Origin of the sequence: Massilia sp. LC238 (assembly GCF_000735635.1) — a bacterium.
Taxonomy (GTDB): Bacteria; Pseudomonadota; Gammaproteobacteria; order Burkholderiales; family Burkholderiaceae_D; genus Telluria; species Telluria varians.
Genome location: NZ_JNNN01000005.1, coordinates 75,086 through 95,606, shown reverse-complemented (window position 1 = coordinate 95,606; position 20,521 = coordinate 75,086). Strand labels below are relative to the sequence as shown.

Below are 20,521 nucleotides of genomic sequence, written 5' to 3'. Positions count from 1 at the left end.
AGCCGCACGAAACCAGCCTGCTCACGCCGAAGGTCAACGTGTTCTTCAGCACCAAGAACCAGACCTACATCAAGCCGCAGACCCTCGACCTGTCCAAGCCGCTCGGCTTCGGCGGCGGCGACAAGATCCTGCGCCACGAGTCGGCCGAGAAGTGGAACGTCAATCCGCTGCAGTTCATGAACATCGCCTGAGCTCCAGGCCGCGCCTTACAAGCCGCCCGCGCAGCGCAAGGTCGTCCCGGTGACGTAGGACGCGGCGGGCGACAGCATCCACAGCACCGCTTCCGCGATCTCGTCGGGCGTGGCCAGGCGCCCCATCGGGATGGCCGGCGCCACGCGCTCCGGCCGGCCCGGCTCGCCGGCCGCCGCATGGATGCCGGTCAGCGTCGACCCGGGCGCCACCGCGCACACGCGGATACCCTCCGGCGCCATCTCGCGCGCCAGTCCCAGCGTGAAGCTCTCGACCGCCGCCTTGCTGGCGGCGTAGTGCACGTACTCGCGCGGGCTGCCGGTGCTGGCCGCGATCGAGGACAGGTTGACGATCACCCCGCGCGTGCCATGGCGCCGGAAGGCGTCGATCGCCGCGCGGCAGCAGTGCATGGTGCCGTACACGTTGGTGCGGAAAACTGCTTCGATGGTGGCGGGATCGGTATCCATGAAGCGCGCGATGCGCCCCGTGATGCCGGCATTGTTGACCAGCGCCGCAGGCGGTCCGAGTTCCTGCTCGGTGCGCGCGAACAGCTGCGCCACTTCCGCTTCGGCCGCGACGTCGGCCTGGATCGCGGCAACCTGCCCGCCATCGGCGCGGATCGCCGCCACCAGCGCCTGCGCCGCCGCTTCGTCATGACGGTAGTTGACCGCCACCGCATGGCCGCCGGCGGCCGCCTGCCTGGCGATGGCGGCGCCGATGCCGCGCCCGGCGCCTGTCACGATCAGTACCTTGCTCATCCCGACACTCCTGTTGTGGTGGCAGGCAACTGCCTGCATACTCCTCACACTATACCAAGCGAGGAAGGCGGCCATGCACCCACCCATCGAGTTCTGGTTCGAGTTCGGCAGCAACTACAGCTACCTGTCGGCCATGCGCATCGAGGCGCTCGCACGTAGCGCCTCCGTGCCGCTGCACTGGAAGCCCTTCCTGCCGGGGCCGATCTTCCGTGAACTCGGCTGGCAAAGCTCGCCCTTCGCGGAGCAGAAGGAGAAAGGCGAGTACGTCTGGCGCGACATGGCGCGCCGCGCCGCGAAATACGGAATTCCTTTTACGCGTCCCTCGGCCTTCCCGCGCCGGGCCCTGCTGCCGATGCGGGTCGCGCTGCTCGGCGCGCAGCAAGCCTGGATGGGCGAATACTGCCGCCGCATCATGCTGCGCAACTGGTCCGAGGATGCCGACATCGACGACGCCGGCACCGTGCTGGCGGCGCTGGAGGGTCTGGTCGCCGAGCCGGAAGCGGTCCTGCGCGAGGCGGAAGGGGAGGCCAACAAGGCGGCGCTGCGCGCGCAGACCGCGGCCGCACGCATGCTTGGCATCTTCGGTGCGCCGACCTTTATCGTGCAGGGCGAGCTGTTCTGGGGCGATGACCGCCTGGAAGACGCTCTCGAATTCGCGCAGGCCCGGCAGGCGCCCTAGAAGAACTCGGCGGTGTCGTTGGTGGCGACGGTCTGCAGCAGGCCGTTCGCCACCAGCTCCTCGTAATGGCAGGCGCGGTTGCGGCCGTTGGCCTTGGCGAAATACAGGGCCTGGTCCGCGTGACCCAGGGTCACGACCGGCGAATCGGTGGCGCTGATGCTGGTGAAGCCGACGCTCACGGTAACGCGGCCTACCTGCGGGAACACGTGCGCCTCGACGTTGGTGCGGAAGCGGTCGATGATCTTGCGGGCATTCTCCAGCGTGGTCGAACGCAGCAGCACCACGAACTCTTCGCCGCCGAAGCGGAACACGCGGTCCTGCGAACGGAACGAGGACTGCAGCAGGTTCGCGACCAGGATCAGCACTTCGTCGCCGTACAGGTGGCCGAAGCGGTCGTTCACCATCTTGAAATGGTCGACGTCGACCACGGCCAGCCACTGCTTTTCCTCGGCCCCGTGCTGGCGCCGTTCCAGCTGGCCCGGCACCAGAGGTTCGGTGTCGCCGCTATGCAGCATGCGCGCCAGCTGGTCGTCGAAGGTCTTGCGGTTCAGGAGTCCGGTGAGCGAGTCGCGCTCGCTGTAGTCGAGCAGGTTCTGGAAATTGCGGTAGACGCCGACGATCCCGCTGATCGTGTAGATCGATTCGGCGGTGAAGCCTTGTGCGTGCACGATCTCGAGGCAGGTATCGGCCTTGTCGCCGAACCAGATCGGCAGCCACAGACGGCGCAGGCCGTCGCTGCCCAGGCCTTCGGCACGCGAATCATGGTGTTCGAGGCAGTGCGCCAGTTCGGGAAAGGCCGAGAGCGGCTCGCCCGGGCTGCCGCCATCGTGCTGCTCTTCCGGGCAGGCGACGCCGCCGGCGCGGATGCAGGCGCGCGAACGCACGAATCTCTGCCCGCAGACCGTCGTGATGGTCAAGACCCGGGTCTGCAGCGCGCCCGCCAGTTCCTGTACCGCCGAAATCACGGAGATGTCGAGCATCGTGTGATCGCGGTGGCCAGTCATGTCCACCATGTGTCGCAGCAGGGAATCCATGTCGGTTTTTTCAGAAACGCAGAGAAACTGAGTCACGCAAGAGCACGGCCGGGTTGGTAGTACGGCTGCCGCTTTTTTAGGCGGGCAAGAGGGACAGCATAATGTGTTTTTGTATTGTAGGCAACTATTCTTAACAATATTTATCTTTTTAATGCCTGGAAGCTCATGCTTGATGGCCGTCTGCTTGTGCATACGCAAGTCCATACAGAAACAGAGATTCCCACATGGCAAGCTTGCCCGACGTCAACTTGCCGTGCGGCACTATTCGGTACAGTGAACTCACTGACAGACGCAGTCGAAAGCAGCAAAAGACGGGGCCCCGTCTGTCAGTAAGACCCAGTAGTCGTTGTTCCATCAACCATCACAAGGAGTTCATCATGAGCACCATTACCTCCGCCATCAAAACCTTCATTGCCGATGAAAACGGTGTGACGGCCATCGAATACGGCCTGATCGCTGCACTGGTCGGCATTGCGTTGGCAGGGGCGGCCGAGGCTCTCGGCGCTGATATTACCGCGCTGTTCAACAAGATTGGCGAAGAGCTGAACCCGACTCCGCCTGCAAGCGGCGGTTAATTATCGCTAACGCCCCCGGCGCCATCCGGCCCCGGGGGCTTTTTTTTTGTGAGCCGATCATGGTTGTCGCCCCTTACCTCGACATACTGCTCCTGCTGCTCGTCGCCGTCGCTGCGATCAATGACCTCGCAAGCCGACGTATTCCGAATCTCCTGCTGCTGACAGGCCTTATCGCCGCCTTGTCTCTTCACGCAGTATCACCGCAGCCCGGCGCAGCCTTGCTGGCCTGTTTCGGTGGCGCCGCCGTCGGACTGCTGGTTTTTCTTCCCTTCTACCTGATGCGCGGCATGGCCGCCGGCGACGTCAAGATGATGGCCACGGTAGGCGCCTTCACCGGTCCGGCAGCCGCCTTGCACATTGCGATCTTCGCCTGGTGCGCCGGTGGTGTCATGGCCCTGGCCTTCATCCTTTTCCAGGGCCGCTTGCGGCTGGCACTGACCAACGTCTGGAGCATGGTGCGCCAGGCTGCCTTGCGTCTTCCCATCACAAGAATGGAGGCGCAGCCGAGCGCCGGTTCGATACCTTACGGCGTCGCGATTGCCGCCGGGACGATCTACTTTCTGACGAGCCGTTAAGCCCTGTTTTTGCTGTTCCCCCTTCCTTGCCGGAAGTCAAACGGGGAGGGGGAAGCGATGGTTAGAATCAATTTAACAAATGTAAGAAATATCCGCACCTCATCAGGAGGTTTCCTTATGGAAGTGTTTTCACCACCCAGGCCAAGCGCTCCCTGCGACGCGCGGCCGGCAGCCGGCGCCAGTAGCGGGCCGGAGGCGGATCCCGCTCCCGTCCTGCCGCGCCAGCCGCGTACAGTGCGCGATACCGGCCTCGACGCGCGTCTGGTCACCGCACTCACGGTCAAGATCATGCATGCCAGCGGCAAGATTCCGCTATCGCTCCTTACCGGACGGCTGCGCCTGTCGGTCAGCGTGGTGCGTGAAGTGCTGCAGGGACTGGTTGCGGAGCAACTGGCCGAGGTCGCCTGGCAAGGCGATTCCGACATCGACGTGCATTACCAGCTGACCGCCTTCGGGCTGCGCGCCGCTGCCGAGTACCTGGCGGAATCGCGCTACATCGGGCCCGCCCCGGTGACACTCGACACTTACCGCAGCATGGTGGAAAAGCAGTCGCTGCGCCAGCCCGGCGCCCCCCACGTCACGCCCGCAGAGTTGAAGGCCACCCTGACGGAGGACGGCATCGAGCCCGCGGTGCAGGAGCTGATCGGCGCGGCGCTGCATTCGAATCGTCCGCTGATGCTGTACGGACCTTCCGGCAGCGGCAAGACGACCTTGGCGCGCAAGTTCGCGCGGCTGCGCCAGGAGCCGGTGGCGATTCCGTACGCGGTGCTGGTCAACCACGAGATCGTGCAGATATACGCCCCGGACCTGCATCCCGCGCCGCTGCAGCCGCGCGCCCTGGAAGAACGGCGCAGCTGCGACGCGCGCTGGGCACTGTGCCAGCGCCCGCTGGTGCACGTGGGCGCCGAACTGGCGCGCGACATGCTGGAACTGCGCCTCGACGCCGCCAGCGGCGTGCTGCGCGCACCGCCGCACTTGCTGGCCAACAATGGACTGCTGGTGCTCGACGACATCGGCCGCCAGCGGGTGCCGGCTGCCGAGGTGCTGCACCGTTGCCTGAGCGCGCTCGAGAGCGGCACCGACCATGTCGCGGTGCCGGGTGGGGCCAGCCATGCCCTGCCGTTCGACGTGTCCCTGGTGCTGGTCACGAGCCTGGCGCCGCAGGCGGTGCTGGATGAATCCTGCATGCGCCGCGTCGGCTACCGGATTCCAGTGGGCCCGCTTTCCGAAGCCGGCTACCGCGCGCTGCTGCGGCGCCAGTGCCGGATGCGCGGCATCGAGGCCGACGACGACGCGGTCGATTACCTGATCAACGAACTGCACCGCCGCACCCGGCGTCCGTTGCTGGCTGCCTGGCCGCATGAGCTGCTGGGCCGGATTGCCGACTTCGCCGAGTTCGCCGACCACACGCCACGTCTCGACGTGAACAGCGTGGTCCAGGCGTGGAGCAGCCTGTTCGGTTCTTGCGCGGCGCTCGAACCCGGTAACCTGGGAGATGCTCGATGAAAAACAAGCGTGCCGTGATCGTGATGACGCTCGCGATCCTGTTCGGCCTGACGGCCGTCCTGCTGGCCTCGCGCTGGCTGCTGACACAACCGGCCAAGCGAGCCGATCACATCGTGGTGGCGGGGGCCGACATCAGCATCGGCCAGCGCCTGACGCCCGAGATGCTCAAGCTGGTCGAATGGCCGGCCCACAGCGTGCCGAAAGGCGCGTTCGACGATCCGCAGAAGCTTGGCGGCCGGGTGCTCAAATCGAGCATCCTGATGGGTGAGCCCCTGAGCGAGGCCAAGCTGGCCCCGGTCGGCACGGTGGGCGGCCTGTCGGCCCTGATCACCGAGGGCAAGCGCGCCATCACGGTCCGCGTCAACGACGTGATCGGCGTGGCCGGTTTCGCGCTGCCCGGCAACTACGTCGACATCATCGTCAGTACCCAGACCGAGACCAAGGCGCAGGACGGACAGCAACGCGAGCGGAGCATCTCCAAGATCGTGCTGGAACGGATCCTGGTGCTGGCGGTGGCGCAGGAAGTCAACCGCGACGAAACCAAACCGAAGGTCGTGAATGCCGTCACGCTCGAAGTCACGCCCGAACAGGCCGAAAAGCTCGACCTGGCGCGTAGCGTCGGCACCCTGTCGCTGGCGCTGCGCAACCAGATCGACCCGGCGCCGGCCGAGACCCTTGGCGCCACCAAGGAGAACCTGCTGCCGGCGCCGGAGTCGCCCGTGCGGACCGTGGCGATGCCGGTACGCGCACCCCGGCCGCAGGCGCAGGCGCCGCGTCCGGTCCCTGCAGCGGCACCGCGGCGTGACTGCGTCAAGGTCATCAATGGCCTGCACGTTTCACAAGAATGCTTCTGACCTTATCGATCCGGGATGGATGCCATGAACAGACGCCTCAATCTTGCACGGTTTGCCGCTGGCCTGGCGCTGGCCGCCGCCGCGCCTTCCCAAGCGGCTTCCGCAGCCAAGCCTGCAGCTGCCGCTCCCGCCAAACCAGCTGACAGTGCCGCTGCCAAACCGGCAGCCGCCAAGCAAGCGGAAACACGTTCCCAGCCCGCGATGGGCTGCAGCGGCGAAGCCGCCCGCCCTGCCACGCTGTCGCTCAACATGGGCAAGTCCACCATGCTGCGCCTGCCCGAGCGGGTGCTCAACCGCAGCGTCGGCAATCCGGCGATCGTGCAGGCGATGCTGGTGTCGCCGGACACGCTGTACATCGCCGCTGTCGACGTCGGGACCACCAACATGATCGTGCAGGGAAAAAGCGGCTTGTGCAGCGTGGTCGACATCGTGGTCGCGATGGACCCCGCCGTACTGCAGGCGACCCTGGCCGCAGCGATGCCCGAGGAAAAGGATATCCGGGTGATGGCCGCCGCCGATTCGCTGGTGCTGACCGGCACCGTCAGCGACGCCGGCGCGCTCACCCGCGCGGTCGAGCTGGCGACGGCGTATGTGCGGCGTCCGCTGCGCCAGCTGCCGTCCGCCGACAAGGCCAATGATAACGACGGCGTCATTCCGCTGGCCAACAACAACGGCGGGGGCAGCGCCGGCGGCGCCGCCGCGGCAGCCACGCGCGTGATCAACCTGCTCAATGTCAGCGCACCCCAGCAAGTGCAGCTTGAAGTCAAGGTGGCCGAGGTGTCGAAGACCCTGCTCGAGCGGCTCGAGACCGACGCGGCGTTCAGCTTCGGCTCGGGCAGCTGGACTACCCGGCTGGTGTCGAATTTCCTGACCGGACGGACAACCAACGGCATTCGCTTCGACAAGGATAACGGCAACCGGCTGGTGGGGGCGGCCGACAAACAGGACGGCCTGGTGCGCGTGCTGGCCGAGCCGAACGTACTGGCCATCAGCGGCCAGGAGGGCACCTTCCTGGCCGGCGGCAAGTTCTACATCCCGGTCGCCCAGGACAACAACAAGGTCACGCTCGAGGAAAAGGAATTCGGCGTCGGCCTGCGCTTTACCCCGACCGTCCTGTCGGGGGGGCGCATCAACCTGAAGGTGGCGCCGGAAGTGTCCGAGCTGTCGCGCGAAGGGATCGGCGTGTCGGCGTTCGGCATTACCGGCAGTTCGATCCTGCCGGTCGTGACCACGCGCCGCGCCAGCACCACCGTGCAGCTGTATGACGGCCAGAGCTTCGCCATCGGCGGCCTGGTGAAGAACAACCTGGTGGCCAGCCTGAAGGGCCTGCCGATGCTGGGCGAAGTCCCGGTGCTGGGCGCGCTGTTCCGCAGCACCGACTTCCAGCAGGACCGCACCGAACTGGTGTTCGTGATCACCGCGCGGCTGGTCAAGCCGATCGCGGGCGCCGGTTATTCGCTGCCGACCGACAAGGTGGGCATACCGACGCGTGGCGAGGTGATGCTCGGCGGCCGCCTCGAGGGCGATACCCCGGCCGCGACCACTGCCGCCGCGTCCACGCCGCAAGTCGCGCCCCCCGCTGCGCAGACCGCCGGCGGCTTCGAACTCAAATAGGAGGCATCCGTGAAGAACCCGACCTACTTTCTGCTGCCGGCGCTGGTGGCCGCCTGTCTGCAGGGCTGCATGCATACCACGCCGGAGTGGGACAGGCAATTCGGCACCGCCACGCGCGCCAACCTGGCCGTCCAGGTGCTCGACCCGGCCGCGGCCAGCAACCGCGATCCTGCCGTCGGGGTGGACGGCCGCGCGGCCAAAGGAGCGCATGAGCGCTACCAGCGCAGCTTCGCCCAGCCGGAAGCGGCACCGGCGCCGATCTTCGTCACCGCTGGCAGCGTGCGATGAGCGCCTGCCTTCCACTTTGACCAGATGCGCCAGCAACGAGGCCCGCCATGAAAGCGCTACTTATCAGCCGCGACAGCCAGCTCTATGCGGAGATCGCCTCCCAGGGGGCGGCCCGCGTGCCGCCGCTGAACCTCGGTGCCGTTCGCGCCAGCCTGCGCGAGGCACTCGACCGCCCCGAAGCCGACACCCCGCAGCTGGTCATCATCGACGCCACCCAGACCGAACCCTCGGAAGCCCCCCTGCTTGAACGCCTTGGCCGCCAGTATCCCGAAGCCCATCTGATGCTGCTGACCGACCAGAACCATCCGGACCTCCTGATCCACGCCATGCGCGCCGGCGTGCGCGAAGTGCTGCAGCTGCCTCTGGTGCACCGTGCCTTTCACGAGTCGATGGACCGCATTTCGGCCGCGGCCGGGGTGTCGGGCCTGCGCGACGGGAAGATCCTCGCCTTCATCGCCTGCAAGGGCGGCAGTGGCGCCACCTTCATCTCGACCAATTTCGGCTACGCGCTCGCCACCCTGGCCGCCAAGAAGGTGCTGCTGATCGACCTGCACGGCCAGTTCGGCGACGCCGCGTTGTACGTGTCCGACCAGAAGCCGAGCATGACCCTGTCCGACGTCTGCGCCCAGATCGCGCGCGTGGACGGCCCCTTCCTCGATTCCTGCGTGGTCCATGTGACCCCGGGCTTTGGCGTGCTGGCCGCGGCCGACGACGCCGCCCACGCAAAGGAAGCCAAGCCGGAGCACATCGACACCATCCTGCGCGTCGCGCGCCAGCACTACGACTACGTGCTGCTCGACGTCGGCCGCCAGATCGACGCGGTGTCGCTGCGCGCCCTCGACGTCACCGACACGATTTATCCCGTGCTGCAGCTGGCGCTGCCCGACATCCGCGACGCGCGCCGCCTGCTCGACATCTTCCGCTCGCTCGGCTACGTGCTGGACCACATTCGCCTGATCGTCAACCGCTACGAAAAGGGCGGCAAGCTGCGCCTGCAGGACCTGCACGCGGCCTTGGGGTGCGAAGTGGTGCACACCTTCCCCAACGACTACGTCGCCGTCACCGACTCGGTCAACCAGGGCGTCCCGGTGCTGCAGCTGTCGCGCTCGAGCGCGGCCGCGCGCAGCCTGGCCGACATGGTCGAACTGGTGACGACGCGGCGCGTCCAGGAGAGCAGGGGACTGCTCGACCGCCTGTTCGGCCGCGGCGAAGACGACTGATCAACACGAAACAGAACGACACGGAGCCACCCATGTCCTTACGTGAACGCCTTGCGAGTACCGGTCAGGAACGCCAGCCCGGCGTGGTCGTGCCGGAAGTCGCCAACCAGGCCTATCAGGAGCTCAAGAAGCAGATGCACCAGATGATCCTGGACCGCATCGACCTCGAGCGCCTCAAGCGGCTCACCGCCGAGCAGTTCAAGCACGAGCTGGCCCTGCTGATCCAGCGCATCATCGAGGAGGAGCGCATCGTGCTGAACCAGCACGAACGCCACCACCTGGTGCTCGACATCCAGCACGAGATGCTCGGCTTCGGCCCGCTCGAGCCGCTCCTGAACGACCCGAGCGTTTCCGACATCCTGGTCAATACCGCCAGCAAGGTGTATGTCGAGCGGCGCGGCAAGCTCGAACTCACCGACATCAGCTTCCACGACAATGCCCACCTGATCAAGATCATCGAAAAGATCGTCTCGCGCGTGGGCCGGCGCGTCGACGAATCGAGCCCGATGGTCGATGCGCGCCTGCCGGACGGTTCGCGCGTCAACGCGATCATCCCGCCGCTGGCGGTGGACGGGCCGCTGCTCTCGATCCGCCGCTTCGGCTCTTCGCCGCTGTCGGTGCAGAACCTGCTCGACTATAAAAGCCTGACGCCACCCATGATCCGGGTGCTGGAGAGCCTGGGTGGGGCCAAGGTGAACATCCTGATCTCGGGCGGCACCGGCAGCGGCAAGACCACCTTGCTGAACCTGATCTCCGGGTTCATCCCGGCCACCGAGCGCGTGCTGACGATCGAGGACGCCGCCGAGCTGCAGCTGCGCCAGCCGCACGTGGTGCGCCTGGAAACGCGTCCGCCGAACATCGAAGGCAAGGGCGAGATGACCCAGCGCGCGCTGGTGCGCAACGCGCTGCGGATGCGTCCCGACCGCATCATCCTGGGCGAGGTGCGCGGCGCCGAAGCGCTCGACATGCTGCAGGCGATGAACACCGGCCATGAGGGCTCGCTCGCGACGATCCACTCGAACACGCCGCGCGACGCGCTGTCGCGGCTGGAAAACATGGTCAGCATGGCCGGCGTCAACCTGACCGCGCGCGCGATCCGCCAGCAGATCGCTTCCGCCGTGACGGTGGTGGTGCAGGTATCGCGCCTGACCGACGGCACGCGCAAGGTGGTCAGCCTGCAGGAAATCACCGGCATGGAGGGCGACATCATCTCGATGCAGGAGATCTTCCGCTTCGAGCAGAGCGGCGTGGACGCCGACGGCAAGGTGAAAGGGCGTTTCAGCGCCACCGGCGTCCGTCCGCGCTTCGCCGAGCGCCTGAAGATGTTCGGCGTTCCGGTGCCGGAAGACACCTTCGATCCCGACCGGATTTTCGACTGAGGAGGCAGCATGGACGTGCTGTTCTACGCTTTCGTGGTATTCCTGTTCGCGGCCGCGGTCCTCGCGATCGAGGGCACCTACCTGTGGTGGATGGGCACGCATGGCGCGGCGGCGCGGCGCATCGCGCGCCGGTTGCAGGTCATGTCCGGTTCCTCCGGGCGCAGCGGCGAGCGGATCTCGATCCTCAAGCAGCGTCCCTACAGCCGCAACGCGGCCTTCGACCGCATCCTGCACCGCATCCCGCTGGCGGACCGGATCGATGCCCTGCTGGTGCAGGCCGGCACCACCAACACGGTCGGTCAATTCCTGGCCTGGTCGCTAGGCTGCATGGCCCTCGCCGCCGTGGTGTCGCTCGGCTGGCAACTGCCGGCCGCATTGCGCGCCCTGGTGGCCCTGCTCGGGCTGGGCGTGCCGTGGGTCCTGCTGCGCCGCACGCGGCAGCGGCGCCTGATCCGCATCGAGCAGCAACTGCCGGATGCCGCCGATTTCATCGCCCGCGCACTGCGCGCCGGCCACTCGTTCAGCAACGTCCTCCAGATCGTCGGCAACGAGCTGCCGGAGCCGCTCAGCGGGGAGTTCCGCATCGCCCGCGAGGAGATCAACTACGGCGCCCCGATGAACGAGGCCTTGCACGCCATGGCTGCGCGCATCCCGCTGACCGACCTGCGCTACCTGATCATCGCGGTGCTGATCCAGCGCGAATCGGGCGGCAACCTGGCCGAGATCCTGGGGAACATCAGCCAGATCATCCGCGCCCGCCTGAAACTGGTGGCACACGTGCGCGTGCTGTCGGCGGAAGGAAGAATGTCGGCGATGATCCTGACCGTGCTGCCGTTTGCCGTGCTGGGCATGATGCTGGCGATGAACCCGAAATACATCAGCGTGCTCTGGACCGACCCGAACGGCGTGCGCATGATGTGGTACGGCCTTGGCATGATGCTGGTCGGCGTCGTCTGGATGCGCAAGATCATCCGCATCCGCATCTGAGTCCGGCCCGCATCCCTCCAGAGGTGAACATGACATCCTCCCAACTGATCTTCCTGTTTGTCGTCCTGTGCGTCGTCACCGGTCTGGCCTGGCTTGGCCTGGTGCTGTTTGCGCCGCTGGCCCTGCGCGATCGCCTGCGCCGCTTCCTCGGCAATGCAGAGCAGAGCCAGCTCGATGCCGCGGGCGGCTGGGTCGAACGGGTTGCGAGCGCAGCCAAGCCCCTGACCAAGCTGTCGGTGCCCGAGGAGGGCTGGGAGAAATCCAGCCTGCGCACGCGCTTCATGAACGCGGGCTGGCGCAATCCGTCCGCCCTGTCGCTGTATTTCGCGTCGAAGACGGCGCTCGCACTGGTGCTGCCGGCACTGGTGGTGCCGCTGACCATCGTCTACAGCAAGGCGCTGCTGGGCTGGCGGATGATGGCCTTGCTGCTCACCGCGGCCGCCATCGGCTATTACCTGCCCAACATGATCCTCGAACGTATCGTGCAACGCCGCCGCCGCGAGATTTTCGAAACCATTCCCGATGCCCTCGATCTGCTCACCGTGTGCGTCGAGGCAGGCCTGAGCCTGGAGCGTGCGCTGGTCAAGGTGGCGAACGAGATCCACATCAAGAGCGCGGTGCTGGCGCAGGAATTGCAGCTCGTCCTGATGGAAATGCGCGCCGGTTTCTCCAAGGAGAAGGCGCTGCGCAACTTCGCGCTGCGTTCGGGTGTCGAGGATGTCGACACGCTGGTGGCCATGCTGATCCAGTCCGAGCGATTCGGCACCAGCGTCGGCGATGCGCTGCGCGTACAGTCCGACAGCCTGCGTCACAAGCGCCGCATCGTGGCCGAGGAATGCGCCGCCCGCATCGGCCTGAAGCTGCTGTTCCCCCTGATTTTCTGCATATTCCCCATGCTGCTGATGGTACTGCTCGGCCCCGCCATGATCCAGATTTCGCGGACCCTGGGCAAAGTGGCCGGTGCGGATTGAACACGAAGGAGCCCCCCATGCCAAGCCTTACCTTGTTCGCACGTCTGGCGCTGCTGTGCACCGGCGCTACCCTGGCGGCCTGCGCGCCCTTCGGCGCCCGTCCCGCCTTCGACGGTGCCGCACCGGCCGCCGACGACGCCTACCTTGCCGGCCGCAACCACCACCTGGCGCGCCGCTACGACGAAGCGCGCGCCGCCTACCAGGCCGCGCTGCAGATGGCGCCCGCACACGTGAACGCCCGCAACGGGCTGGCCACGCTGTATGCGGAGCAGCGCGAGTTCGCCACCGCGATCGCCTTGTGGCGCGCATTGACCGAATCGCTGACGATGTCCTCCGGTCCCGGCAAGGCCTACCTGTTCAGCAACCTCGGGCAGGCCCATTTCCTCAACGCGGAGTATGACGATGCGCTGGTCGCGCTCGAGAAAGCCTGCCTGCTCGACCCGCTCAACCACCGTTCCTGGCAACTGCTGGGCGAAACCTTGCGCAAGCTCGGGCAGGAAGAGCGCGCACAGCAGATGCTGAGCCAGGCGGATGCCTTGCGCGCCCACGACCTGCGCGCGGACTATGCCGCGGCCGGCAGCCAGAGCCAGGTTGCGGCGATCGACCGCGCGCTCAAGGCGCCGGCGCGCGAGGAGGCGGGCTGGAGCCAGGTGCAGCTGCTCGTCGGTGCGGATGGCATGCTGGAGCTGCGCCGCGCTCCGCCGCCGGCAGGCCCGTCCGCTCCGGCACGGCTGCCGGAACCGGCGCCGGCGCCGGCCACGCCGGGGCGGGACGCGCCACTCCTCGCGCTGGTAGAGATGCGCAATGGAAATGGCGTCTCGGGCATGGCACGCTCGCTGGCACGCCAGGTCGGCACGGGCGGGCTGAAAGTGACGCGCCTGTCGAACCAGAAGGGTTTCGGCGTGCGCCAGACCCGCATCGAATATGAAGCGGCCTACCGCGAGGGGGCCGAACGCCTGGCCAGCCGCTTCGGCAGCGCGCAGCTGCAGGAGGTGCCCAGCTGCGCCCCCGCCAATGTGCGCGTGGTGCTCGGGCGCGACGTCGCCCACCGGGGTTTCGCCTTGCGTCCTGCGGCCGCGGTTGGGGATGCGGCAGCGCCGGTACTGGCATTGAACAAAGCTCACTGAGAAAAGGTCCGTTTGCACGTTTGGCCGGCATCAAACGTCGACCGCTGGCACCCGAGAGAATGGGCTGGTCTGCCTTCTCTTGGGAGCCCTCCATGAACCTTTCCTACCGCATCCATCTGATCCTGCTCGGCGTGGTACTGGCTATCCTCAGTGCCTGCGCGCCGTCCGGCACGCACCGTGGCACCGGTGAATACATCGACGATGCCGCCATCACCACCCGGGTCAAGACCGCCTTGGCCACCGATCCGCAGGTCAAGGCAACCGAGGTCCAGGTCGAAACCTACAAGGGAACGGTGCAGCTCAGCGGCTTCTTCGATTCGTCCGAGAGCGTCGCGCGGGCGGCACAGCTCGCCCGGGAGGTGCCCGGGGTGAAGGAAGTGCGGAACAGCATGGTCGTCAGGGATCGGCTCCGCCAGTAGGGCCGTTCCCGGGCAGCTTACTTCCAGCTGACCTTGCCCATGCCGTTGGTGTTGGCATTGCGCGTCGCGGGGTTGCCATACACGGTGGCCGAACCCATGCCGCTCAGGTCGATCTCGGCCGCGCGGGTCGCGTGCACCGTTGCGCCGCCGAGGCCGCTCATGTCGAGGTCGACCGATTCGGCGCGCAGTCCTTGGGCTTCCAGGCTGCCGACACCGGCCAGCTTGGCGCGCAGCAGCTTGCTCTCACCATTAACGCTGATGCGGCCGGCGCCGCGCAGGCTGAGGTCGACGCGTTCGGCGCGCACGCCGTTTAGGGCGAGTCCGCCGACGCCGCCCAGGCGCGCGTCGATGGTGCGGTAATTGCTGTTCATGGTGACCGATCCGGCGCCGTCGAGGGCAAGCTGGATCGCATTGCCCGAGAAGCCGGTGACGGTCGATGCGCCCACGCCCTGCGAGGTGAACTCGGCGAGGTTGGGCACGGTCAATTCGGCGCGCAGCTTCTCGTTCATGTCGCCACGGCGGGTATTGAAGGATTCGGTACCGATTTCCAGCGTGTCGCCGCGCTGGGCGGTGGTGATGCGTTGCACGAAGCGGCGGTCACCTGAGACGACCAGGGACGGCGTGTTGCCCTGGCGCAGGACCAGGTCGACAACGCCATCCAGTTTCACCTTGGTGACCCTGGCATCGACGCTGCGGTTTTCGCGCACGACCTCGTCGGCGATGACGGGGCTGGCGACCAGTGCGAGCGTGGCGGCGACGGCGGCGGCACTCAACAGTTTTTTCATGCTTGTTCTCCGGTAGGTTGTCGATGGAGGCACTATAGGCCGCTGTCGTGCCGCATCCGAGCCGATTGCGATGAACTGCGCAAACCACGGTCTGGAGCGTAAAAAAACCGGCATGGCGCGAACAGGCCGCATGGCACCTCGGCAGCCGCGCAGCCTGCGGCCAGGGGCTTACTGTCCCGGCGTGGCGCGCCGGTAGACGCGCACATAATCCACCAGCATCCGCTGCGGCAAGACCGTGCTGCTGTCTGGATTGCCGGGCCAGGCGCCGCCGACGGCCAGGTTCAGGAGCACGAAGAAGGGATGCTCGAATACCCACTCTCCCTTGACCAGGTTCGGCCGCGCCGTATGGTAGTGGATGCCGTCGCGATACCAGCGGATCTCGCCGCGCTCCCACTCCACCGCGAACACGTGGAAGTCGTCGGCAAAGATGCCGCTCGCCAGGGTCGAGTGGGTAGTAAAGGCCTTGTCGCCCGAATAGCCGGGACCGTGCAGCGTGCCGTGCACGTTCGACGGCTCCTTGCCGATGATCTCCATGATGTCGATCTCGCCGCTGCGCGGCCAGCCCACCTGCCCGATGTCCGCGCCCAGCATCCAGAGGGCCGGCCAGATGCCCTGGCCCTTCGGCACCTTGATGCGCGCCTCGAAGCGGCCATGCATCTGTTCCATCAGGCCGGCGGTCTTGAGGCGTGCCGAGGTGTAGTCCTTGCCGCCGTAGGCTTCCCGGCGCGCCTCGATGACCAGCATGCCATCCTCCACCCGGACGTTTTCCGGCCGGCCGGTGTAATACTGCAGCTCCTGGTTGCCCCAGCCATGGCCACCGGTCTCCGCCACCCATTTCGTGCGATCGAGCTGGCTGCCGTCGAATTCGTCGCTCCATGCCAGGGTCCAGCCGGCCGGTGCGTCTGCGGGCGTGGAGGCGCAGCCGGTGGCGGCCAGTGCAAGCAGGGTGGACAGGGTGGCGGCGAAAAGGCGGATCGGTTTCATGGGTTTCCTTGTGGCTTCAGGGCGCCGCCGGGGGACGGGCCTGCTGCTGCCTGACGTGTTGCATGATGTTGATGAAGGTATCGGTCCAGACCAGCTGGCGGTTGTCCGCCAGGAAGCGCAGCAGTTCCGCGTGGGCCTGCGCGGACACGCTGAGGTAGTCGCCGCCGATGCCGTGGAAGGTGAAGTTGACCATGGTGCCGCGCTGAATCGCCTGCTTGACGATGGCGATCAGCTCCGCGCCGCTGCTGCCGCTAGGTGTCGCCACCGGCACCGCGAGCGGATCGAGCGTGTGCATCGCATCGATGACGCCGCTGCCGCCGGTGACCTTGATCGCGACGAAGGCGGCACGCACCGCGGGCAGGTAGTCGCGTCCGCCGGCCTGGGTGTCGCCGCAGGGCAGCGTGAATGTGCGTTCCTGGCGTCCGTCGATCGCCGCCAGCATGGTATTGGCCAGCAGGACCTGGTCGCCCATCTGCGCCACGCTCATGGCATCGAGGTCGCGGTGCGGCTCGACCCAGTCGCGCCCGGGCTTGCTGCGCGCGCACTGGTGGAACAGGCTGTGGTTGCCGAGTTCGTGCCCGGCCCGCGCGGCGGCGCGCCATCCCTCCATGCGCCGCGCCACCGCCGGATTCGACAGGGTCAGGTAGAAGCTGCCCTTCAGGCCGAGCTTGTCGAGGGCGGGCAGGGCGTGGTCGAGCTGGGAATCGAGGGCGTCGTCATAGGCGAGGCTGACGGCGGCCCGCGCCCCGTGCGGCCAGGCGAAGCCGCTGCGGGTGTCGGCTGCCGCGGCGGCAGGCATGGCGCCATGCAGCCCTGCGGCCAGCACACATGCGAGCACGCGGCGGCGCAATGTTCCTCTCCACAGCAGGTCCGCACGCGGCGCGCTGCCGGCCACGTCGTCCGCGTCTTCACCTCGCTCCATGCTCATCCTTTCCAGCCGTTATTTGGAAACGTTACCAGAATGTCAACCCGACTATAGCACTGAGGATTTTTCAGTGTCAATTGCGCGGCGGCGCGGGAGACAGGCACGAACGAACGCCAGTCTTCACTCTCACGTGTAAGCAATGTTGCAAATCAGCCGCATTTCGACGCATACCTACGCGGAATATTCCGTTGACAATTTTTTTTGCTAACCCTAATATTCAAACAACTTTACATGGAAACGTTTCCATGTGCCTGACGGATGGTTGAAGAATTGCTTGATCAACGAAGCATCGCAAGATGCGAGCCTGAGCGATTACAGATGAACGAGCGCAGTGCGCACCGCTTTACCCGCTACCTGGCAGCGAGGACATCGGCACCGGCCGCATGTCCTCGCTGTGCCGTCTGGTGGCAGGACGCGCCATGCGGCCAGGACCGGCGCCTGAAGGCACCGCGGCGAGGAGGTGCCAAGCGATAGGGACGGCAGCAGGGACGACAGCAAGGACCGCCGGCGGCGTGCAGCCTGGATTCAGCCGGCACAGGTAGTGGAGACACCGTTGGATTGGGTGACGGTCATTTTAAAAAAAACAGGAGAGCACCATGTATTACCCCAAGGCTAAGCAGACATTGATGAGCCTGGCAGTAGCCAGCGCATGCGCGGCATTCATCCCGGCGCATGCCCAGGAAGTCGCCTCGACCTCCGGCGCCGCCGCGACCACCGACCCGGCAGCCCTTACCCCGCAAGAGGCCAGCACCCCATCCTCGCCGGCCGGCGTCCAGACCGTCGTCGTGACCGGCCTGCGCGCCAGCCTCGAATCCTCGATGGCCCTGAAGCGCAACGCGCAGGGCTTCGTCGACGGCATCGTCGCCGAAGATATCGGCAAGTTCCCGGATACCAACCTGGCCGAATCGCTGCAGCGCATCAGCGGCGTGTCGATCGACCGCAGCATCGGCGAAGGCTCGAAGGTCACCGTGCGCGGCGTCGGTCCCGACTTCAACCTGGTGCTGCTCAACGGCCGCCAGATGCCGACCTCGATCCTAGGCGATCGTCCGGGCCGCGCCTACGATTTCGCCAACATCGCGTCCGAAGGCATCTCCCAGCTGCAGGTGTACAAATCGGCGCGCGCCGAGACCCCGACCGGCGGCATCGGCGCCACCATCAACGTCATTACCGCACGTCCGCTGTCGCGTCCCGGCCTGCAGGCCACGATCGGCATCAAGGGCGTGCACGACACCTCGGCAGAGAACCTGCCGGGCGACGTCAAGCGTGGCGGCAAGGTCACGCCCGAAGTGTCGGGCCTGTATAGCAATACCTCGGCCGACGGCCGCTTCGGTATCGCCCTGTCGGGCAGCTACCAGGAGCGCAACCTGGGCTACAACGTGGCTTCCGTCGGCAACGGCTGGAAAGGCCCGTTCCGCGGCGACGAGAACAACTGGGGCACCATTCCGCAACCCGGCACGCCGGGCTCGGAAAACATCACCAACCGTCCGAAGCCGACGGACCTGTACCAGGTGCCGCAGAACATGAACTACGCCATGAACGGCATCCAGCGCCAGCGTACCAACGGCCAGCTGACGCTGCAGTACGCGCCGAGCAAGGCCCTGACCACGACCCTCGACTACACCTACTCGCAAAACAAGATCCAGACCCGCCGCCAGGACCTCTCGGCCTGGTTCAACTTCGGTCCATCGTCGAGCACCTGGACCGATGGTCCGGTCGCCGCGCCGCTGGTGTACACCGAGATCATCAACCCGGCCAACAGCGACATTGCCATGGGCGGCGCCGACTTCGCCACCAGGACCGAGAACAATTCGCTCGGCTTCAACGCTGCATGGAAGGTCAACAGCGACATCCGCCTCGAGCTCGACGCCCACCGTTCCACCGCCGAATCGAAGCCGGACAGCCCCTTCGGCTCCAGCAACACCCTCGGCACCGCCAGCTTCAGCCGCGGCACCACCAGCGTCGACTTCTCGCAGGACCTGCCGGTCCTGAGCATCCAGGGCGCCGACTTCCAGCGCGCACCGCAGCAGGTGACCGGCTCGGTGTTCGAGAACGCCTACGTCAAGAGCGAGATCAGCCAGGTCCAGACCCATGGCAGCTGGAAGATGCTGGAAGCGTCCGAGCTCAAGTTCGGCCTCGCCACCACCGACGCCAAGAACCGCTCGGCCTTCTCGGTGCAGCAGCGTGACGACACCTGGGGCGGTGCGACCAAGGCGTCGGATTACCCGGCCAGCTACTTCCACCAGGAGAGCCTGCGCCAGTACTTCGACAACATCGACGGCCACGACAACCCGAACCTGTTCAACACCTTCTACACCTTCGACTTCGCCGCCTTGCGCCAGCTGGCCGCGCAGGTGACCGGCAAGCCGGAGCTGTACATGCCGAAGTCGGGCTATACCACCGACCAGCGTACCCGCGAGAAGTCGAAGAGCCTGTACCTGCAGTTCAACACCGACTGGGATTTCGCGATGCCGGTGCACACCTCGGTGGGCGCACGCTACGAGACGACCGAGGTCACCTCGACCGCGCTGGTGCCGATTGCCTCGTCCTACACCTGGGTGTCGCAGAACGAGTTCGCGGTGGGCCTCGGCACGCCGGCCTTCACCACCCTGACCGGCAAGTACCATCACTGGTTGCCGAGCTTCGACGCCGACATCGACCTGCGTTCCGACATGAAGGGCCGCTTCAGCTACGGCGAGACCATCGGCCGCGCGCGCTATGACCAGCTGACCGGCGGCCAGGTGCTCGAGACCCTGGGCCGTATCGAAGGTGGCCGCGGAAGCCAGGGCAACCCGGGCCTGCTGCCGGTCAAGTCGAAGAACATCGACCTGGCCTGGGAGTGGTACTACAACAAGTCGAGCTTCGTCTCGGTCGGCCACTTCCGCAAGAGCCTGGAAAATTACGCCGGCGTGTCGCAGGTCACGGCCCAGCCCTTCGGCCTGCGTACCCCGGTGGGCGGCGCTTACTGGAACGCGGCGATCGGCGCCGGTTGCGCGAGCTCGGACACGATGTGCATCCGCAACTATATCTTCCGTAACTTCGCAGGACGTCCTGGCGTGACGCGTGGGCCGGATGACGTCAACGGCAACGCCACCGGTTCGATCGCCGGCCAGCCGAACGACCCGATCGCCAACTTCCTGATCACGAGCTACTCGAACCAGAAGGCAGCGCGCCTGCGCGGCCTCGAGTTCAACGTGCAGCACATGTTCGGCACCTCGGGCTTCGGCCTCCAGGCCAACTACACCAAGGTCGACTCGGGCCTGGGGTACAACAACGCCAGCATCGGCGAGCAATTCGCGCTGGTGGGCATGAGCGACTCGGCCAACCTGGTGGGTATCTTCGAGAACGACAAGTGGAACGTGCGCGCGGCCTACAACTGGCGCGACAAGTTCCTGGCATCGACCTTCGACGGCGCGGGCGCGAATCCGCAGTATGTCGAAGCCTACGGCCAGCTTGACCTGAGCATCGGGTACAACGTCAACAAGAACATCAGTGTCCAGTTCGAAGGTATCAACCTGACCGACGAGATCCGGCGCCTGCATGGCCGTAACGAGCGTCAGGCGCTGTATGTGGAGCAGTCCGGTCCGCGCTACATGCTGTCGGCCCGCTACAAGTTCTAAGCAGGACGGAAAGTGCAAACCAGCGGGCCGTGGCC

Annotated in this window: 19 protein-coding genes and 1 pseudogene; 15 read left to right on the top strand and 5 right to left on the bottom strand. The window is 66.3% G+C overall.

Translation table 11 applies throughout. From position 1 onward, the window contains the following. Window positions 1–191, top strand: a pseudogene (locus FG94_RS01350) (phosphodiesterase); the annotation flags it as partial. Between the two features lie 15 nt (window positions 192–206). On the opposite strand, the gene FG94_RS01345 reads toward FG94_RS01350, so the two are convergent. Then, entirely contained in the window at window positions 207–947 is a 741-nt protein-coding gene (locus FG94_RS01345; protein WP_036205995.1) for an SDR family oxidoreductase, read from the bottom strand. A gap of 73 nt (window positions 948–1,020) precedes the next feature. On the opposite strand from FG94_RS01345, the gene FG94_RS01340 reads away from it, so the two are divergent. After that, window positions 1,021–1,626: a 2-hydroxychromene-2-carboxylate isomerase gene (locus FG94_RS01340; RefSeq protein WP_036205993.1), complete on the top strand. Its 606-nt coding sequence runs from the start codon at window positions 1,021–1,023 to the stop codon at window positions 1,624–1,626. Here the strand turns inward: FG94_RS01340 and FG94_RS01335 are convergent. Then, the gene (locus tag FG94_RS01335; RefSeq protein ID WP_036205992.1) at window positions 1,623–2,660 is read right to left on the bottom strand and encodes a GGDEF domain-containing protein; all 1,038 of its coding nucleotides are present in this window, start codon (window positions 2,658–2,660) and stop codon (window positions 1,623–1,625) included. The genes FG94_RS01340 and FG94_RS01335 overlap by 4 nt on opposite strands. Window positions 2,661–3,037: 377 nt before the next feature. On the opposite strand from FG94_RS01335, the gene FG94_RS01330 reads away from it, so the two are divergent. The 12 genes from FG94_RS01330 to FG94_RS01275 all read left to right on the top strand — a co-directional run bounded on the left by FG94_RS01330 (window position 3,038) and on the right by FG94_RS01275 (window position 14,175). Beyond that, entirely contained in the window at window positions 3,038–3,235 is a 198-nt protein-coding gene (locus tag FG94_RS01330; protein WP_036205990.1) for a Flp family type IVb pilin, read from the top strand. A gap of 59 nt (window positions 3,236–3,294) precedes the next feature. Next, window positions 3,295–3,810 carry a prepilin peptidase gene (locus FG94_RS01325; protein WP_036205988.1) on the top strand — a complete coding sequence of 172 codons (516 nt, stop codon included), beginning with the start codon at window positions 3,295–3,297 and terminating at the stop codon, window positions 3,808–3,810. A 117-nt stretch (window positions 3,811–3,927) separates the two neighbouring features. Continuing rightward, on the top strand, window positions 3,928–5,316 hold the full coding sequence (locus FG94_RS01320; RefSeq protein ID WP_051995960.1) for an ATP-binding protein: 1,389 nt from the start codon (window positions 3,928–3,930) through the stop codon (window positions 5,314–5,316). Continuing rightward, window positions 5,313–6,170: a Flp pilus assembly protein CpaB gene (gene cpaB / locus FG94_RS01315; RefSeq protein WP_036205987.1), complete on the top strand. Its 858-nt coding sequence runs from the start codon at window positions 5,313–5,315 to the stop codon at window positions 6,168–6,170. The genes FG94_RS01320 and cpaB overlap by 4 nt, the downstream gene beginning before the upstream one ends. 24 nt (window positions 6,171–6,194) lie before the next feature. After that, window positions 6,195–7,784 (top strand): type II and III secretion system protein family protein, encoded by a 1,590-nt coding sequence (locus FG94_RS01310; protein ID WP_036206029.1) that lies wholly within the window; start codon window positions 6,195–6,197, stop codon window positions 7,782–7,784. A 9-nt stretch (window positions 7,785–7,793) separates the two neighbouring features. Further along, the gene (locus FG94_RS01305) at window positions 7,794–8,072 is read left to right on the top strand and encodes a hypothetical protein (protein ID WP_036205986.1); all 279 of its coding nucleotides are present in this window, start codon (window positions 7,794–7,796) and stop codon (window positions 8,070–8,072) included. Window positions 8,073–8,119: 47 nt separating this feature from the next. Further along, window positions 8,120–9,292, top strand: a complete 1,173-nt coding sequence (locus tag FG94_RS01300) for an AAA family ATPase (RefSeq protein ID WP_027864516.1) — start codon at window positions 8,120–8,122, stop codon at window positions 9,290–9,292. A 32-nt stretch (window positions 9,293–9,324) separates the two neighbouring features. Beyond that, complete coding sequence (locus FG94_RS01295) at window positions 9,325–10,671, top strand: CpaF family protein (RefSeq protein ID WP_036205985.1); 1,347 nt, start codon at window positions 9,325–9,327, stop codon at window positions 10,669–10,671. Between the two features lie 9 nt (window positions 10,672–10,680). Beyond that, window positions 10,681–11,658, top strand: a complete 978-nt coding sequence (locus tag FG94_RS01290; protein WP_036205984.1) for a type II secretion system F family protein — start codon at window positions 10,681–10,683, stop codon at window positions 11,656–11,658. A 29-nt stretch (window positions 11,659–11,687) separates the two neighbouring features. Continuing rightward, the gene (locus FG94_RS01285; protein ID WP_036205983.1) at window positions 11,688–12,629 is read left to right on the top strand and encodes a type II secretion system F family protein; all 942 of its coding nucleotides are present in this window, start codon (window positions 11,688–11,690) and stop codon (window positions 12,627–12,629) included. Between the two features lie 17 nt (window positions 12,630–12,646). After that, the gene (locus FG94_RS01280; RefSeq protein WP_036205982.1) at window positions 12,647–13,756 is read left to right on the top strand and encodes a LytR C-terminal domain-containing protein; all 1,110 of its coding nucleotides are present in this window, start codon (window positions 12,647–12,649) and stop codon (window positions 13,754–13,756) included. A gap of 92 nt (window positions 13,757–13,848) precedes the next feature. Continuing rightward, complete coding sequence (locus tag FG94_RS01275; RefSeq protein WP_036206027.1) at window positions 13,849–14,175, top strand: BON domain-containing protein; 327 nt, start codon at window positions 13,849–13,851, stop codon at window positions 14,173–14,175. A 17-nt stretch (window positions 14,176–14,192) separates the two neighbouring features. Here FG94_RS01275 and FG94_RS01270 read toward each other — a convergent pair whose 3' ends face one another. The 3 genes from FG94_RS01270 to FG94_RS01260 form a co-directional block, all read right to left on the bottom strand. Then, on the bottom strand, window positions 14,193–14,960 hold the full coding sequence (locus FG94_RS01270) for a GIN domain-containing protein (protein WP_036205981.1): 768 nt from the start codon (window positions 14,958–14,960) through the stop codon (window positions 14,193–14,195). Window positions 14,961–15,128: 168 nt separating this feature from the next. Next, complete coding sequence (locus tag FG94_RS01265) at window positions 15,129–15,944, bottom strand: family 16 glycosylhydrolase (protein WP_036205980.1); 816 nt, start codon at window positions 15,942–15,944, stop codon at window positions 15,129–15,131. Window positions 15,945–15,960: 16 nt separating this feature from the next. Beyond that, window positions 15,961–16,866, bottom strand: a complete 906-nt coding sequence (locus tag FG94_RS01260) for a polysaccharide deacetylase family protein (protein WP_081925713.1) — start codon at window positions 16,864–16,866, stop codon at window positions 15,961–15,963. Between the two features lie 629 nt (window positions 16,867–17,495). Here FG94_RS01260 and FG94_RS01255 point away from each other — a divergent pair. Next, entirely contained in the window at window positions 17,496–20,486 is a 2,991-nt protein-coding gene (locus tag FG94_RS01255) for a TonB-dependent receptor (protein ID WP_051995958.1), read from the top strand. Window positions 20,487–20,521: the final 35 nt, after the last annotated feature.